The sequence below is a fragment of the Rhodococcus sp. WAY2 genome (assembly GCF_009859915.1).
Classification (GTDB): domain Bacteria; phylum Actinomycetota; class Actinomycetes; order Mycobacteriales; family Mycobacteriaceae; genus Rhodococcus_F; species Rhodococcus_F oxybenzonivorans.
The window spans coordinates 2,349,111-2,364,182 of sequence record NZ_CP046572.1 but is presented as its reverse complement, the minus strand read 5'-3'; the positions used below and the strand labels follow the sequence as shown (position 1 = coordinate 2,364,182).

11 protein-coding genes are annotated in these 15,072 nt (G+C 66.3%); 2 read left to right on the top strand and 9 right to left on the bottom strand.

Annotated elements, in window-relative coordinates:
• Positions 1-24 precede the first annotated feature (24 nt).
• The 8 genes from prfA to argS form a co-directional block, all read right to left on the bottom strand.
• Positions 25-1,104 carry a peptide chain release factor 1 gene (gene prfA / locus GFS60_RS11010; protein WP_109328689.1) on the bottom strand — a complete coding sequence of 360 codons (1,080 nt, stop codon included), beginning with the start codon at positions 1,102-1,104 and terminating at the stop codon, positions 25-27.
• A gap of 116 nt (positions 1,105-1,220) precedes the next feature.
• Positions 1,221-1,463 (bottom strand): 50S ribosomal protein L31, encoded by a 243-nt coding sequence (gene rpmE, locus GFS60_RS11005; RefSeq protein WP_109328687.1) that lies wholly within the window; start codon positions 1,461-1,463, stop codon positions 1,221-1,223.
• Between the two features lie 223 nt (positions 1,464-1,686).
• Positions 1,687-3,825, bottom strand: a complete 2,139-nt coding sequence (rho, locus tag GFS60_RS11000; protein ID WP_159921200.1) for a transcription termination factor Rho — start codon at positions 3,823-3,825, stop codon at positions 1,687-1,689.
• A 322-nt stretch (positions 3,826-4,147) separates the two neighbouring features.
• Positions 4,148-5,092, bottom strand: a complete 945-nt coding sequence (thrB, locus tag GFS60_RS10995; RefSeq protein WP_159921198.1) for a homoserine kinase — start codon at positions 5,090-5,092, stop codon at positions 4,148-4,150.
• Positions 5,093-5,136: 44 nt separating this feature from the next.
• Positions 5,137-6,219 (bottom strand): threonine synthase, encoded by a 1,083-nt coding sequence (gene thrC, locus GFS60_RS10990; protein WP_109328683.1) that lies wholly within the window; start codon positions 6,217-6,219, stop codon positions 5,137-5,139.
• A complete protein-coding gene (locus GFS60_RS10985; protein ID WP_159927070.1) occupies positions 6,216-7,502 on the bottom strand; it encodes a homoserine dehydrogenase in 1,287 nt (428 codons plus the stop codon). The genes thrC and GFS60_RS10985 overlap by 4 nt, the downstream gene beginning before the upstream one ends.
• An 83-nt stretch (positions 7,503-7,585) precedes the next feature.
• Positions 7,586-9,007: a diaminopimelate decarboxylase gene (gene lysA, locus GFS60_RS10980; protein ID WP_159921196.1), complete on the bottom strand. Its 1,422-nt coding sequence runs from the start codon at positions 9,005-9,007 to the stop codon at positions 7,586-7,588.
• A complete protein-coding gene (argS, locus tag GFS60_RS10975; protein ID WP_159921194.1) occupies positions 9,004-10,656 on the bottom strand; it encodes an arginine--tRNA ligase in 1,653 nt (550 codons plus the stop codon). Before argS ends, lysA begins: the two co-directional genes overlap by 4 nt.
• A 217-nt stretch (positions 10,657-10,873) precedes the next feature.
• On the opposite strand from argS, the gene GFS60_RS10970 reads away from it, so the two are divergent.
• Positions 10,874-11,776: a DUF3105 domain-containing protein gene (locus GFS60_RS10970; protein WP_159921192.1), complete on the top strand. Its 903-nt coding sequence runs from the start codon at positions 10,874-10,876 to the stop codon at positions 11,774-11,776.
• On the top strand, positions 11,769-12,500 hold the full coding sequence (locus GFS60_RS10965) for a DUF305 domain-containing protein (RefSeq protein ID WP_159921190.1): 732 nt from the start codon (positions 11,769-11,771) through the stop codon (positions 12,498-12,500). The genes GFS60_RS10970 and GFS60_RS10965 overlap by 8 nt, the downstream gene beginning before the upstream one ends.
• A 12-nt stretch (positions 12,501-12,512) precedes the next feature.
• Here GFS60_RS10965 and GFS60_RS10960 read toward each other — a convergent pair whose 3' ends face one another.
• Positions 12,513-14,912 carry a phosphoketolase family protein gene (locus tag GFS60_RS10960; protein WP_159921188.1) on the bottom strand — a complete coding sequence of 800 codons (2,400 nt, stop codon included), beginning with the start codon at positions 14,910-14,912 and terminating at the stop codon, positions 12,513-12,515.
• Between the last annotated feature and the right edge of the window lie 160 nt (positions 14,913-15,072).

The following is a 15,072-nucleotide window of genomic DNA, read 5'->3' as shown; positions in this document are numbered from 1 at the left end:
GATACTCCGGTCCTCGGTACCGGGTTACTCCGCGGCGAGCCGTGCCTCACGATCCGCCTTGCCCAGCGCGTCGAGAAGAGCGTCCAATTCACCGTCCAGGACGGCATCGAGATTGTGCGACTTGAAGCCGATTCGGTGATCGGTGATGCGGTTCTCCGGGAAGTTGTAGGTGCGGATGCGCTCGGAGCGGTCGACCGTGCGCACCTGGCTCTGCCGCCCGGCCGATGCCTCGGCGTCTGCTGCTTCCTCGGCCGCTGCCTGGAGGCGAGCGGCCAGCACCTGCATGGCCCGCGCCTTGTTCTGTAGCTGGGAGCGCTCGTTCTGGCACGTCACAACGATTCCGGTGGGCAGATGCGTGATCCGCACCGCCGAGTCGGTGGTGTTCACACCCTGACCGCCCTTACCGGAGGAGCGGTAGACATCGATGCGCAGATCGGTCTCGTCGATCTGCACCTCCTCGACCTCTTCCGGTTCCGGATAGACCAGGACGCCGGCGGCCGAGGTGTGTACCCGGCCCTGCGACTCGGTGACAGGCACGCGCTGCACGCGATGGACGCCGCCCTCGAACTTCAGACGGGCCCACACCCCGTCCCGAACCTCGCCCTTCGACTTGATCGACAGTGTCGCGTCCTTGTATCCACCGAGGTCGGACACTGTCGCATCGAGAACCTCGACGCGCCACCCGTGCCGCTCGGCGTACCGGACGTACATACGCGCGAGATCGGACGCGAACAACGCCGACTCCTCACCGCCCTCGCCCGACTTCACTTCGAGTACCACGTCGTCACCATCGTGCGGGTCGCGCGGCGCGAGGAGATCCGTCAGTGCCTTGTCGAGCTCGAGCACTTCGGCCTCGAGTGCGGGCACCTCGGCCGCGAAGCTGGAATCGTCGACGGCGAGCTCACGCGCGGCTGCGAGATCGTCCTGCGCAGCCTTGAGCTTGCTGTACGTCGACATGATGGGCGCAAGCTCGGCGAAACGCTTCCCGGCTTTGCGGGCCGCGGAGGCGTCGTTGTGCAGCGCTGGGTCGGACAACTGCTGCTCGAGGCCGGCATGTTCGGCCAGGATGTCGTCGATCGCCGACGGCTGGGTCGTCCCTGCCATGATGGGCTCCACTCTCGTCTCAGCGCGCGCAGCGCACTACGGGGTGCCGAGGGAAACGGCACAAAAAAGCCGACGCCCGGCCTGCAATTATCGCAGGACGGGCGTCGGCGGACCAGCTAGGACTCGGCAGATTCCTTTGCTGCGCCCTTGCCGGCGCGCTTGCCGTAGCGAGCCTCGAAGCGGGCGACGCGTCCACCGGTGTCGAGAATCTTCTGCTTACCGGTGTAGAACGGGTGGCACTGCGAGCAGACCTCGACGTTGATCCGTCCGGTCTCCTTGGTGCTTCGGGTCTCGAAAGTGTTTCCGCAACCACAGACCACGGTGGTGGCCACGTAATTGGGGTGAATGCCTGACTTCATGGTGTCCCTTTCAATGGTCGCCGGGTCGCCTTCGCCATTCGAAGACGTGAACCGGAACCGGACTCAGCCGTTCAGTATGCCAGATCGCGCGAGTGCGATCCCAATCGGCATGTGTGCTTGCGGAGAGATCAACGCCGCTCCCCCGCATTTAATTCCACCTGCTCAGTACTGGAGAAACGGCAAAGCCCGGCGACAGGTCGCCGGGCTTTGCCGTGTCGAGCACTCAGTCGTCGATCGCTCCCGGAGCGGTCTTCGACACCTGCATGAGGAACTCGAGATTGCTCTTGCTCTTCTTGAGGCGATCGATCAGCAGATCGATGGCCTGGTGCGAATCGAGACCAGACAGCACCCGGCGGAGCTTGTGCAGCACCGCGGCCTCATCCGGACTGAGCAGCAGCTCGTCCTTACGCGTTCCCGAAGGATTGACGTCGACAGCTGGGAACACTCGCCGTTCCGCGATCTTGCGGTCGAGCTTGAGCTCGGCGTTACCGGTGCCCTTGAACTCCTCGAAGATCACGGTGTCGCCGGTGGAACCGGTCTCGACCATGGCCGTCGCGATGATCGTGAGGGAACCGCCGTTCTCGATGTTGCGGGCTGCACCGAGGAAACGCTTCGGCGGGTACAGCGCGGTCGAGTCGACACCACCGGACAGGATGCGGCCCGACGCCGGCGACGAGTTGTTGTACGCGCGGCCGAGCCGAGTGATCGAGTCGAGAAGGACGACGACGTCCTTACCGGCCTCCACCAGTCGCTTCGCACGCTCGATGGCGAGCTCGGCGACCGAGGTGTGGTCTCCCGGTGGGCGGTCGAAGGTCGAGGAAATGACCTCACCCTTCACCGATCGCTGCATGTCGGTGACCTCTTCGGGACGCTCGTCGACCAGCACGACCATCAGGTAGCACTCGGGGTTGTTGGTCGCGATCGCGTTGGCGATGGCCTGCAGAACGCTGGTCTTACCGGCCTTCGGCGGGCTCACGATGAGCGCGCGCTGACCCTTACCGATCGGCATCACGAGATCGATGACGCGGGTGGTGAGGATGTTCGGCGTGGTCTCGAGGCGCAACCGCTGATTCGGGTACAGCGGGGTGAGCTTCCCGAACTCGGGGCGCTTCTTCGCCGCCTCGATGTCGCCGCCGTTGACCGTGTCGATACGCACCAACGGGTTGAACTTCTGGCGCTGATTGCCCTGGTCACCCTCGCGTGCAACCCGGACCGCACCGGTGATCGCGTCGCCGCGGCGAAGTCCGTTCTTGCGGATGAGGTTCATCGACACGTAGACGTCGTTGGGGCCCGCAAGGTACCCGGACGTCCGCACGAAGGCGTAGTTGTCGAGGACGTCGAGGATGCCGGCTACCGGCTGCAGGACATCGTCTTCCCGGATTTCCGTCTCACGTACGTCACCGCCGCCGCCTTCGCCGCGGTCGCGCCCACGACGACGCTCGCGGAAGCGCCGTCCACGTCGTCCGCGGCCGCCTTCTTCGTCGTCGCCGCCCCGGTTGTCACGGTTGTCGCTCGTGCGCGGGCCGTTGTTGCTGCCCTGGTTGCGATCACCCCGGTCGCGGTCACGTTCGCGCGTGTCACCGCGGTCCCGCTCGCGGGTGTCGCCGCGGTCGTTCCGGTCGGTGCGGTCACCACGGTCGCTGCCGCGGTTGTCCCCACGCTCACGCCGCGTGCGGTCGCCGGACTGCTCGCCGGAGCCGTCCTGCCTTCCGGACTTTTCCGCACTGTCCTGACGGTCGTCGACCTGCTTGCGCTCGGCCTGCGGGGCGTCGACGCCATTCTGGGCGGCAGCATTCTGCGGGGGAGCGTCCTGGCCGCTGTCGGCCTGGTCGCCCTGCTCAGGGGCACCTGCCCGGCGGGAGGAGCCACGGCGCTGACGCCCGCGTCGGCCCCCCTCGGGGACATCGGTGTCGGCCGCGCTGCCGTCGGCGACTGCAGGTTCGGGCGCCTTGCTTTCGGCCGCCTTCTCGGCGATCTCCTGCTGCGGAGACACGTCGAGGGCAGTCTGCGCGGGCTGCTCACGCTTGGTGCGGGACGTCCGGGTGCGGGGCGCGGCCTCGGTCGTCGCAGCGGCCGGCGCCGACGAGGCGCCCTGCCGATCCTTGATCGCGGCGATCAGGTCGCCCTTACGCATCCCTGAAATGCCTTTGATACCGAGCTCGCCCGCAAGGGCACGGAGCTCGGTCAGCACCATCCCGGACAGCCCGGCACCTCGGCGCGCCTCGGCGCGCTTTGTGGAGGCCGTCACAGCACCGTTTTCCGGTGCGGTCGATGACGCCTGTGAAGAGTCGCCTGCCTGCGCGCCAACGGTATCCACCGAGGAGGCGTCCGCAGGAGCGGCGATGAGGTCCGTATCGGTCACGGAGGTCCTTTCCTTCCCTCACTCGCGCTGCGCAGAGTCGAGGGTTCGTCCCGTAATCCGATTCAGTACCGGATTCGGATGTGCCGTACGTCGTTGCTTAGCTGAACTGCCGGCTTGCCCGCCATCACATCACCTTGAACAGGCGCACTCGCAATCCCTACACAACAGAAAGTGCGGAGGATCGTGCCAGGAGCTGTCAAACCCCGATTGACCTGGAGTAATCGCCCTGGTGAAGCACCGGCGTCTGATGCGCACGATGTACGGACATTGCCCAGGATAGCTGTGAACGACCGTAGGGGCAAGAAGACCCGTTTCCGGCGTGTCAGCTGATCCGGACGCCTTCGGCGACGTCGAGTTCGAGCACCTGCAGTCCCTCGGCCTCCGCCTGTACTCGGAGATCGCCCGGAAGCGGCTCGGTACTCAACGCGAGGACTGTCGGTCCCGCGCCGGAGACCGCCGCGGCAATGCCGGCTTTCCGCAGCAAGGAGATCCACCGGGTGGTCAGCGGGAGCGCGGGAGCCCGCTGAACCTGGTGGAGCCGATCCTCAGTGGCCGGCATCAGAAGATCCGGTCGTTCCGTGAGCGCCACCACAGCGAGAGCGCCGCGACTGACGTTGAACGCGGCGTCACGGTGCGCCACGACCTCGGGCAACAATCCCCGCGTGTGAGCGGTCGACGAACGCTCACCCGGGATCAGGGCGATCACCCGGATCGCGGGATGCACCTTCAGTGGCACCGCGTAGTAGCGGTTCCCGGACGTGGATGCGCCCGCGGATTCCTGGTCTTCACAACTCCACGACACCACGGCGCCGCCCAGCACGCTCGCCGAAGCGTTGTCGGGGTGACCTTCGAACTCGGACGACAACTGGACCAGTTGGTCGGGCGAGAGGCCGAGTGCGGGATCGAGCTTCATCGCGAGACCGTTGGCCGCGGCCAACCCGCCGACCACAGCAGACGCGGACGACCCCAGGCCCCGCGAGTGCGGTATTGCATTGCGGCACACGACGTCGAGGCCCTCCGCCCACACGCCGGCCGACTCCAGACCACGTTCGATCGCGCGCACCACCAGATGGGAGGGGCCCCACGGCACGTCCTCGGCGCCCTCACCCTCGACACGAATCTTCAAACCCGAACCCGTGGTGGTGACCGTGATCTCGTCGTAGAGCCCGAGCGCGATGCCGAGGGTGTCGAATCCGGGCCCGAGATTGGCGCTCGACGCCGGCACACGGGCAGTCACGGTGAGCCCGGTGGGCAGGGTCTGTGTCATGTCTGCGGTCTGATCCTGCGGCGTGATGGGCGTGGGCGCCACCACTACGCCAGCTCGAGGGCCGACGCGACAGCGACAGGATCGACCGGAATGGGTTGCACGACAGGCATACCGGCGAGTGCGGTATCCGGGTCCTTCAATCCGTTGCCGGTGACCGTGCAGACCACGGTGAGTCCGGAGTCGAGCCAGCCTTCCTTCCGGGCGGCCAGCAGTCCTGCGACACTCGCCGCCGACGCGGGTTCGACGAACACACCTTCGGTGGAGGCGATCAGCCGGTACGCCTCGAGGATTTCCTCGTCCGTCGCGGCGCGGAAGGCCCCGTGCGACTCCTCCTTCGCGGCGACCGCGCCGTTCCAGGACGCGGGCGAACCGATGCGGATGGCCGTCGCGATGGTCTCCGGGTCCTTGACGGGTGCACCGTGGACGAGCGGGGCGGCACCTGCCGCCTGAACGCCCAGCATGCGAGGCTTCACGCTCGTGAGCCCGTCTGCGTAGTACTCGGAATAACCCCGCCAGTAGGCGGTGATGTTGCCGGCGTTGCCGACGGGAAGCGCGTGGACGTCCGGAGCCTTGCCCAATGCATCACAAATTTCGAAAGCCGCGGTCTTCTGGCCTTCGATCCGGACCGGGTTCACCGAGTTGACCAGGCCGATGGTCGGGAACTCCGCCGTGGTCTTGCGCGCCAGCTCGAGGCAGTCGTCGAAGTTACCCTCGACCTGGATGATCCGGGCGCCGTGCATGACCGCTTGCGCCAGCTTGCCCATGGCGATCTTCCCCTGCGGCACCAGCACCGCGCAGCTCATCTTCGCCTTGGCGGCGTAGGCGGCCGCCGAGGCGGACGTATTGCCCGTCGACGCGCACAGCACAGCCTGCTGACCGCGCGCCAGGGCGTCGGTCACGGCCATCGTCATCCCGCGGTCCTTGAAGGAGCCGGTGGGGTTGAGGCCTTCGACCTTGAGGTAGACGTCGCAGCCCGTGATCTCGGACAGATGCCCGGCGGGAAGCAACGGTGTGCCGCCTTCACGGAGGGTCACCGTCTTCCAGTTCGGTCCGATCGCGAGGCGGTCACGGTAGGCCTCGATCAGCCCCGGCCACGGAGTGTGCACGGGGTTGCGGGTGCCGGTCATTGTTCGGTGCCTTCCAGTCGCAGCACGCTGGTCACAGCGGTGACGAATTCGAGTTTGCTCAATGCCTCAACGGTTTCCGACAACGCGGAGTCCGTCGCGACATGGGTAACGACCACCAGCCGGGCGCCGTCGCCCGCGCCTTCCTGCCGCACCGTCGAAATGCTCACGCCGTGCTCGGCGAATTCGGCGGCAACGGCCGACAGCACACCGGCCTTGTCCGTCACCTGCATGTTGACGTAGTAGCGCGTCGGGATGTCGCCGATGGGCGCGATCTTGAGCTTGGCGTACTTCGACTCGCGCGGACCGCGGCCACCGTGCACCTTGTTGCGCGCGGCCATCACCAGATCACCCATCACAGCAGATGCGGTGGGGGCACCGCCGGCGCCCTGACCGTAGAACATCAGCCTTCCGGCGTTCTCGCCCTCGACGACCACGGCGTTGAATGCTCCGTTGACCGACGCGAGGGGGTGACTCAGCGGCACCAGCGCCGGGTAGACCCGTGCGGAGATGCGCTCCTTGCCGTCGGGTGTGGGGATGCGCTCGCAGATGGAGAGCAGTTTGATGGTGCAGTCGAGGGCCCGCGCCGACGTCAGGTCGGCAGCGGTGATGTTGGAGATACCCTCGCGGTACACATCGCCCGCGGTGACCCGCGTATGGAAGGCGATGGACGCGAGGATGGCGGCCTTCGCCGCGGCGTCGTAACCCTCTACGTCGGCGGTGGGATCGGCTTCGGCGTAGCCGAGTCTTCCCGCCTCCGCGAGCGTTTCCGCATAGTCGGCCCCAGTCTCGTCCATGGCCGACAGGATGAAGTTGGTGGTGCCGTTCACGATTCCGGCGACCTTGTTCACCCGGTCACCGGCAAGGGACTGGGTGAGCGGGCGGATCACGGGGATCGCACCGGCGACGGCCGCCTCGAAGTACAGGTCGACGCGGTGCAGCTCCGCGGCCTCGGCGAGTTCACCGGTGTGCTCGGCGAGAAGGGCCTTGTTGGCGGTGACGACGGACTTGCCGGAGTTCAGTGCCGACAGGATCAGCTTGCGCGGAAGGTCCATGCCGCCGATCACCTCGACAACGATGTCGACGTCGTCGCGCGCCACGAGCGACTCCGCGTCCGTGGTCTGCAACTCCTCCGGTATGCCCCGGTCCTTGCCGGGGCGGCGGACCGCCACTCCCCGCAGTTCCAGGGGCGCACCGACGCGGGCCTCGAGGTCTTCGCTGTGCTCTTGCAGGATGCGAACCACCTCGCTCCCGACGTTGCCGAGGCCGAGGACGGCCACACCGATAGCGCGATGCGCCGATTCGGTCACACCGACAGCACGTTGCGCCGATTCGGTCACACCGACAGCAGGTTGCGCCGATTCGACGGTCACTCTTGTACCTCCAAGCTGAGCAGGTCTTCCACGGTTTCCCTCCGGAGGATCACGCGCGACTGTCCGTCGCGCACCGCCACCACGGCAGGACGGGTGAGCAGGTTGTACCTACTCGACATCGAGTAGCAGTATGCACCGGTGGCAGCGACGGCAAGCAAATCGCCGGCATCGATGTCCTCGGGCATCCAGGTGTCACGGATGACGACATCGCCGGATTCGCAGTGTTTACCCACGACTCGCGACACCACGGGTTCGGCTCCGCTGACTCGGGAGACGAGCTTGGCTTCATATTCCGCTTGATACAGCGCCGTGCGGATGTTGTCGCTCATTCCGCCGTCGACACTGACGTAGCGGCGAGTGAGCGCGCTCCCGACGGTGACGTCTTTGATGGTGCCGACCTCGTAGAGCGTGACCGTCCCCGGCCCGGCGATCGCTCGTCCCGGCTCGACCGCAAGGGTCGGCTCGGGCAGGCCGGCGAGAGCGGACTCGTTGCGCACGATGTCGCCGAGTTTGGCCGCCAACTCGTCCACTGGTGGAGGATCGTCGCTGGGCACGTACGAGATGCCCATACCGCCACCGAGGTCGATGATCGAGATCTGGGCGGTCTTGTCCACACCGAACTCGGCGACGACGTCACGGAGCAGCCCGATCACCCGGTGTGCTGCCACCTCGAATCCGTCCACGTCGAAGATCTGCGAACCGATATGGCTGTGCAGCCCGACGAGACGCAGATTGCCTGCGGCGAATACTCGCCGGACCGCGTCGATCGCCTTGCCGCCTGCCAGTGAGAAACCGAACTTCTGGTCCTCGTGGGCGGTCGAGATGAATTCGTGGGTGTGCGCTTCCACTCCGACCGTCACACGGATCAGGACATCCTGTACGACACCGGCTTCGGCGGCGACTGCGTCGAGGCGGTCGATCTCCATGGACGAGTCCAGAACGATGTGGCCCACTCCGGCCTTCACTGCCGCCTGAAGTTCGGCGACCGACTTGTTGTTGCCGTGCATGGCGATTCGCTCCGCCGGGAACCCTGCATGCAACGCAATCGCCAATTCACCGCCCGAGGCGACGTCGAGCGACAGCCCCTCGTCTGCCACCCAACGGGCGATCTCGCCGCAGAGAAACGCCTTGGACGCGTAGTGGACTTTGGCCGAGGGCCCGAATGCGCGCGCCATGTCACGGCACCGGGACCGGAAATCGTCCTCGTCGACGACGAACAGTGGCGTCCCGTACGTCTCCGCAAGTTCGGTGACCGGAATCCCGGCCAGTCGGACAACGCCGTCCGGACCGCGTTCCGCGTTGCGGGGCCACACCTCGGGAGCGAGCGCCGCGAATGCCGTTGCGTCCGTAGGACGCTCGGGTAGTCCGGGTGCGTGTAGCTGTTCGGCGTGCTTGGGACCGGCGGGATGCGCGTTCACATCTGCTCCGGGGCGCTCACGCCGAGGAGTGCGAGACCGTTTGCCAGCACCTGACGCGAGGCGTCGCACAGAGCGAGCCGCGCGACATGCAGTGGCCCGACCTCCTCGTCACCCTGAGGCAGCACCCGGCACGCGCCGTAAAAGCGGTGATAAGCACCGGCCAGCTCTTCGAGGTACCGCGCAATGCGGTGTGGCTCACGGAGATTCGCCGCACTGGTGACGACGCGCGGATACTCGCCGAGCGTGCGGATGAGATCGCCCTCCTGCTCGGAGACCAGCAACGCGAAGTCCGGATCGGCAACCGTGACACCCAGCTCGGCGGCGTTGCGCGCAATCGCCGACAACCGGGCGTGCGCGTACTGCACGTAGTAGACCGGGTTCTCGTTGCCAGTGCTGGTCCACAGCTCGAGGTCGATGTCGATGCTCGAATCCACCGACGAGCGGATCAACGCGTATCGCGAGGCGTCGACACCGATGGCCTCGACCAGGTCGTCGAGCGTGATCACCGTCCCGGCCCGCTTGCTCATCTTCACAGCGACCCCGTCGCGGACCAGATTGACCATCTGCCCGATCAACACCTCGACGGTGTCCGGGTCGTCGCCGAACGCGGCGGCAGCGGCCTTGAGCCGGCCGATGTAGCCGTGATGATCCGCGCCGAGCATGTAGATACACAGATCGAAGCCGCGCGCACGCTTGTTCTGGAAGTAGGCGATGTCCCCTGCAATGTAGGCCGCGTTGCCGTCACTCTTGATGACGACACGATCCTTGTCGTCACCGAAGTCGGTGCTCTTGAGCCACCAGGCACCGTCCTCCTGGAAGAGACTGCCGGAGGATTTCAAGGTCTCGACGGCCTTCTCGACCGCACCTGACTCGAACAGCGAGTTTTCGTGGAAGTAGACGTCGAAGTCCACTCCGAACTCGTGCAGGGTGCGTTTGATGTGCGCGAACATCAGGTCGACTCCGAGCGATCGGAACACTTCCTGCTGCTCACCCGCCGGAAGCTCCAGTGCGTCCGGACGCTGTGTGAGCACCTGAGCCGCGATGTCGGCGATGTATGCACCCGCGTAACCGTCGTCTGGGGCAGGTTCCCCCTTGGCGGCGGCGATAAGGGAGCGGGAGAAGCGGTCGATCTGGGCGCCGTGGTCGTTGAAGTAGTACTCGCGTGTGACGGCGGCACCCTGGGTGGACAGGATGCGGCCGAGCGCGTCACCGACGGCAGCCCAGCGCGTACCGCCGAGGTGGATGGGCCCGGTCGGGTTTGCGGACACGAACTCCAGGTTGATCTTCTTGCCGTCGAGGGTGTGCCCGGATCCGTACGCGGTGCCCGCTTCGAGGATCTTGGCGACGATGGCGCCCTGGGCGTCGGCGGCCAGGCGGATGTTGAGGAAACCGGGGCCGGCGATATCGGCACTGTCGATACCCTCGGCAGCGGTCAGCGCCTCGGCGAGCCAGGTCGCGAGTTCGCGGGGGTTGGTACCGACCTTCTTGGCCACCTGCATCGCGACGTTGGTGGCGTAATCACCGTGCTCGGGGTTGCGCGGGCGCTCGACCGTGAGAGTTTCGGGAAGCACGGACACGTCGAGTCCACGTTCGGCGAGCACCTTCGCGGCGGTTCCGCGGAGCAGTTCGGCAAGGTCAGCTGGAGTCACAGGTATCTATCCTATGGCCAAGACGTCCCGGGCGGTGACCCGCCTGGCCCAGAGTCCCACAGACGGCCGGATAGGCCCCGACCGGCGTGGCGGATGCCACTCTCCCAGCTTGCGCTCAGGGTGGGTAAGTAGAGTGGGGTCGCCCTGAGTCCCGGTCTCAGCCTCGGGCGAACCGGGGTAGAGCGCCCGTAACCCACACACCGAAAGATCACAATCGATGCCAAGCGGTTCGGATAGTCGCGGTCCCGGTAAGAACTCCGGTGCCAAGTCGGCCAAGGCCATCAAGGCCGCCAAGAAGAAGAGTGGCGGCGCGAAAGCCAAGGGCGGCGTCTCCGCGCCCCGGCACATTCCGTGGCTGACGATCGGTGCGTCGGCGGCGGTCCTCGCGCTGGTCGCGATCCTCGCGGTCAACCTGGTGCCCAAGTATCAGGCGAAGGAGGAGGCCCAGCGGTACGCGCCCAGTGCCGAAAATCCCGACCCTTCGGTCAACATCGACGGCGTGCTGAAGGTCGACTACCCGGCCGGCATCCACATCCAGCCGACGCAGCGCGTCGCCTACGATCAGTCGCCTCCGTTCGGCGGCCCGCACGACGCCATCTGGGCGACGTGCACCGGCACCGTGTACGCCAATGCGATCCGCACCGAGAACGCAGTGCACTCTCTCGAGCACGGCGCCGTGTGGGTCGCCTACAACCCCGACACGCTGTCTGCGGAGCAGGTCGACACACTGCAGGACAAGGTGGACGGCCAGAGCTACACCCTGATGTCGCCGTACCCGGGGCTCGACAGTCCGATCTCGCTGCAGTCGTGGGGCCACCAGCTGAAGCTCGACAGCGCCGACGACGAGCGGATCGATCAGTTCATCACGGCCCTGCGCATCAACAAGAACACCTACCCGGAGGTCGGTGCCAGCTGCTCGACCATCCCCGGCTCCGGTTTCGACCCGGACAACCCGCCCCCCTTCGATCCGAGCGCACCCGGCGCCGATGCAGTGCCGATGGACGGTGGTGGCATCGCGCCGGACCAGTCCGAGACCGGCGGAGCGGGAGCCCAGTTGCCGAGCGATTTGCAGCTGCCCTCCGACCTGCAGCAGGCGCCCGCCGAGGGCGGTAATGGCTGAATCGGCCGACGCACCTGGATCCGGAGTCGGATCCGGGGCCGAGCCGGCCCATTCCAGGCCGAGTCAGCGCGCCGCGCTCTTGGTGATCGGAGTGATCGGCGCCGTCGCACTCGGTTTCGCGCTCGGATTTCTGGCGCGACTTCCACTGCAGGACAACAACTCTGCCGTCCCCGAGGCGGGATCCGTCGATGTGGGATTCGCCCAGGACATGAGCGTGCACCACAGTCAAGCGGTCGAGATGTCGGCGATCGCCCTCCGGAACACGAGTGATCCCACCGTCCGGACTCTCGCCTACGACATCCTGACCACCCAGCAGAACCAGCTCGGCCAGATGCAGGGGTGGCTCTCGATCTGGGATCAGCCGTCCCTCCCGTCCGGCGGCTACATGGGCTGGATGGCGTCCGAGCACGACGGCGGACACGATCATTCCTCCGGCGAGAACACACATGCGGGGTCTATGTCGGCGATGCCGGGAATGGCGTCGTCCGAGGACATGGCCAGGCTGCGCCAGGCCACCGGGACCGCGGTCGATGTCGAATACCTCCAGTTGATGTTGCGACATCACCAGGGTGGACTGCCCATGATGGAATACGCCGCCCAACGAGCCTCCCAGCCCGCCGTCCGCGGGCTCGCACAGACCATGGTCGAGACCCAGCAGGGCGAGTCGAGGTTGCTCACCGACATGCTCACCGAACGCGGCGCCGCTCCGCTCCCGATGAACTGACGGCCTCGCCCCTCAGGACCAGGTCCAGTCGCGTACCTCCGGCAGGTCCTCGAAGTGCTCGACCACGTACTCGCCGTGCCGCTCGAGCTGGGTGAGGCAGAAATCGGCGAGCTCAGTGGCCCCGGCCGGTTCGGTTTCTACACGGCGCAGCGCCTCGAGCGCGAGGTGGTAGCGGCTCATCCTGTTCAGCACCACCATGTCGAACGGGGTGGTCGTGGTGCCCTGCTCGCTGAAGCCGCGAACATGAAAGCGTTCGGGTTGCGGCCGACCATGAAGTAACTCGTGGACCGCGCGTGAATAGCCGTGGAACGCGAACACCACGTCGGTATCGGCGGTGAAGAGGTCGGTAAATGTGCGGTCGTCGAAACCGTGCGGGTGCTCCGTGGGCGTCAGCAACGCCATCAGATCGACCACGTTGACCACACGGGTGACGAGGTCGGGTGTGTGCTCACGCAACAGCTGGGCTGCCGCGAGAATTTCTTGCGTAGGAACGTCACCCGCCGCGGCAAGCACGATGTCCACGGTATCGGCGGCCGCCTCGGTACCCGCCCACGCCCAGACCGACGCCCCGGCCGCGCAGTGCGCGTTCGCTTCCTCGAGCGTCAAGTATTGGAGGTGCGGTTGCTTGTCCACCACGATGACGTTGACGTGGTCGGTGCTGCGGAGACAGTGGTCGGCAATCGAGAGCAGCGTGTTCGAGTCGGGGGGAAGCCACACCCGAACGACATCCGGGGCGAGCGGAATGACGGCGTCGATCATCCCGGGCCCCTGGTGGCTGAAACCGTTGTGGTCGTTGCGCCAGCAGGTGCTGGTCAACAGCACGTTGAGCGAGGCCACCGGCGATCGCCACGGCAGGTCCACCGCGTGTTGCAGCCACTTCGCGTGCTGGACCAGCATCGACACACTGACCATGGCGAAGGCTTCGTAGCTGGCAAAGAGCCCGTGCCGCCCGGACAGCAGGTACCCCTCGAGCCACCCCTCGCACAGGTGCTCGCTGAGCACCTCCATCACCCGTCCGCCCGCGGACAGGTGGTCGTCGTAGTCGGTGACGGGTAGCTGCCAGCATCGATCAGTGCTCTCGAACACGGCGCCCAACCGATTGCTGGCCGTCTCGTCCGGGCAGAACAGCCGAAAGTATCCGCCGCCGTCCGGTGCGGTGGTCGCCGCGTAGACGTCCCGTAACAGTTCGCCGAGGACGCGGGTGGTCTCGTGCAGCGTGGCCCCCGGCCTTTCGATGGTCAATGCGTACTTGTGCAGTGGTGGTATCGGAAGATCGACGCGTAGACGCCCGCCGTTGGCATAGGGAGAAGAACCCATTCGTTTGTCGCCCCGCGGCGCCAGCTGAGCGAGTTCGGGCACCAAGGCACCCTGGGGATCGAACAGGGTCTCCGGGGAGTAGGACCGCATCCATTCCTCGAGCTGACGCCGATGCTCGTCGTTGGTGCGGACGCCCGACAGCGGAACTTGATGGGAACGGTGTGTTCCCTCGACGAGGACGCCATCGACACGGTGGGGGCCGGTCCACCCCTTCGGAGTGCGGAGCACGATCGCCGGCCATTTCACAGGATGCCGGCGACCCGCCCGCGCCTCCTGGCGGATCTCGGTTATCCGGTCGTGCGCGTCGACCAGCGCCCGGTCGAGTGTGCGGAAAACCACGGCCGGGTCGTCGCCCTCGACCACGGTCGGCGCCCATCCCTGGCCACCCAGGAAGCCTTCGATGTCCGTGTCGGTACTGCGCCCGTAGACGGTCGGTCCGGCAATCTTGGCCCCGTTGACGTGCAGGATCGGTAACACGGCACCGTCCCGTTCCGGGTTGAGGAAGGCGGGGAGCTTCCACGAAGCGGACAGCGGCCCCGTCTCCGCCTCACCATCTCCGATTACACACGCCACCAACAGGTTCGGGTGGTCGAATGCCGCACCCGCCGCGTGCGCCAGTGCATATCCGAGCTCACCGCCTTCGTGGATACTGCCCGGCGTCTGCACGCTGACATGACTCGGGATACCTCCCGGTGTCGAGAACTGCCTGCACAAGTGCCGGAGTCCGGCAGCGTCACCGGAGACCGCGGGATACACCTCCGAGTACGTCCCCTCCAGATACGTGGCAGCGACGAGGGCGGGCCCGCCGTGACCAGGCCCCGTCACGTACAGGCAGTCCGCGTCTGTACGCCGGATCAACCTGTTGAGAAGGGCGTAGATCATCGACAAACCGGGACTGGTCCCCCAATGCCCGAGGAGCCGGGGCTTGATGTGCTCCGGAAGCAGCGGCTCACGCAGAAGCACATTGTCCTGCAAATAAATCTGCGCGACGGTGAGATAGTTGGCCGCAGACCACCAGCGGAGATCCAACTCGAGTTCGCGCTCCGGATACTCCGCGTTCGAGTTTTCCGAATGGACATGCTGCCGATCGGTCATCCTCGACCCTCCCCTGGATGTGCGCAGGCGTCCTTTCCGACACTAGGCGGATTCGGTCGACCGTGCGGGGGTTGTGGGCCGAACTCGGGGACCGATTTGGTTCTTCCCCCCATCGATGCGCTACGATTGGCGCGCCCAATCGGCACACCGGTTTTTCCGG

What these genes read in the sequence shown, in the direction of transcription:
- prfA (WP_109328689.1), bottom strand. Translation starts at nt 1,104, where the DNA reads ATGGCAGGGACGACCCAGCCGTCGGCGATCGACGACATCCTGGCCGAA.
- rpmE (WP_109328687.1), bottom strand. Translation starts at nt 1,463, where the DNA reads ATGAAGTCAGGCATTCACCCCAATTACGTGGCCACCACCGTGGTCTGT.
- thrB (WP_159921198.1), bottom strand. Translation starts at nt 5,092, where the DNA reads ATGACACAGACCCTGCCCACCGGGCTCACCGTGACTGCCCGTGTGCCG.
- thrC (WP_109328683.1), bottom strand. Translation starts at nt 6,219, where the DNA reads ATGACCGGCACCCGCAACCCCGTGCACACTCCGTGGCCGGGGCTGATC.
- GFS60_RS10970 (WP_159921192.1), top strand. Translation starts at nt 10,874, where the DNA reads ATGCCAAGCGGTTCGGATAGTCGCGGTCCCGGTAAGAACTCCGGTGCC.
- GFS60_RS10965 (WP_159921190.1), top strand. Translation starts at nt 11,769, where the DNA reads ATGGCTGAATCGGCCGACGCACCTGGATCCGGAGTCGGATCCGGGGCC.
- GFS60_RS10960 (WP_159921188.1), bottom strand. Translation starts at nt 14,912, where the DNA reads ATGACCGATCGGCAGCATGTCCATTCGGAAAACTCGAACGCGGAGTAT.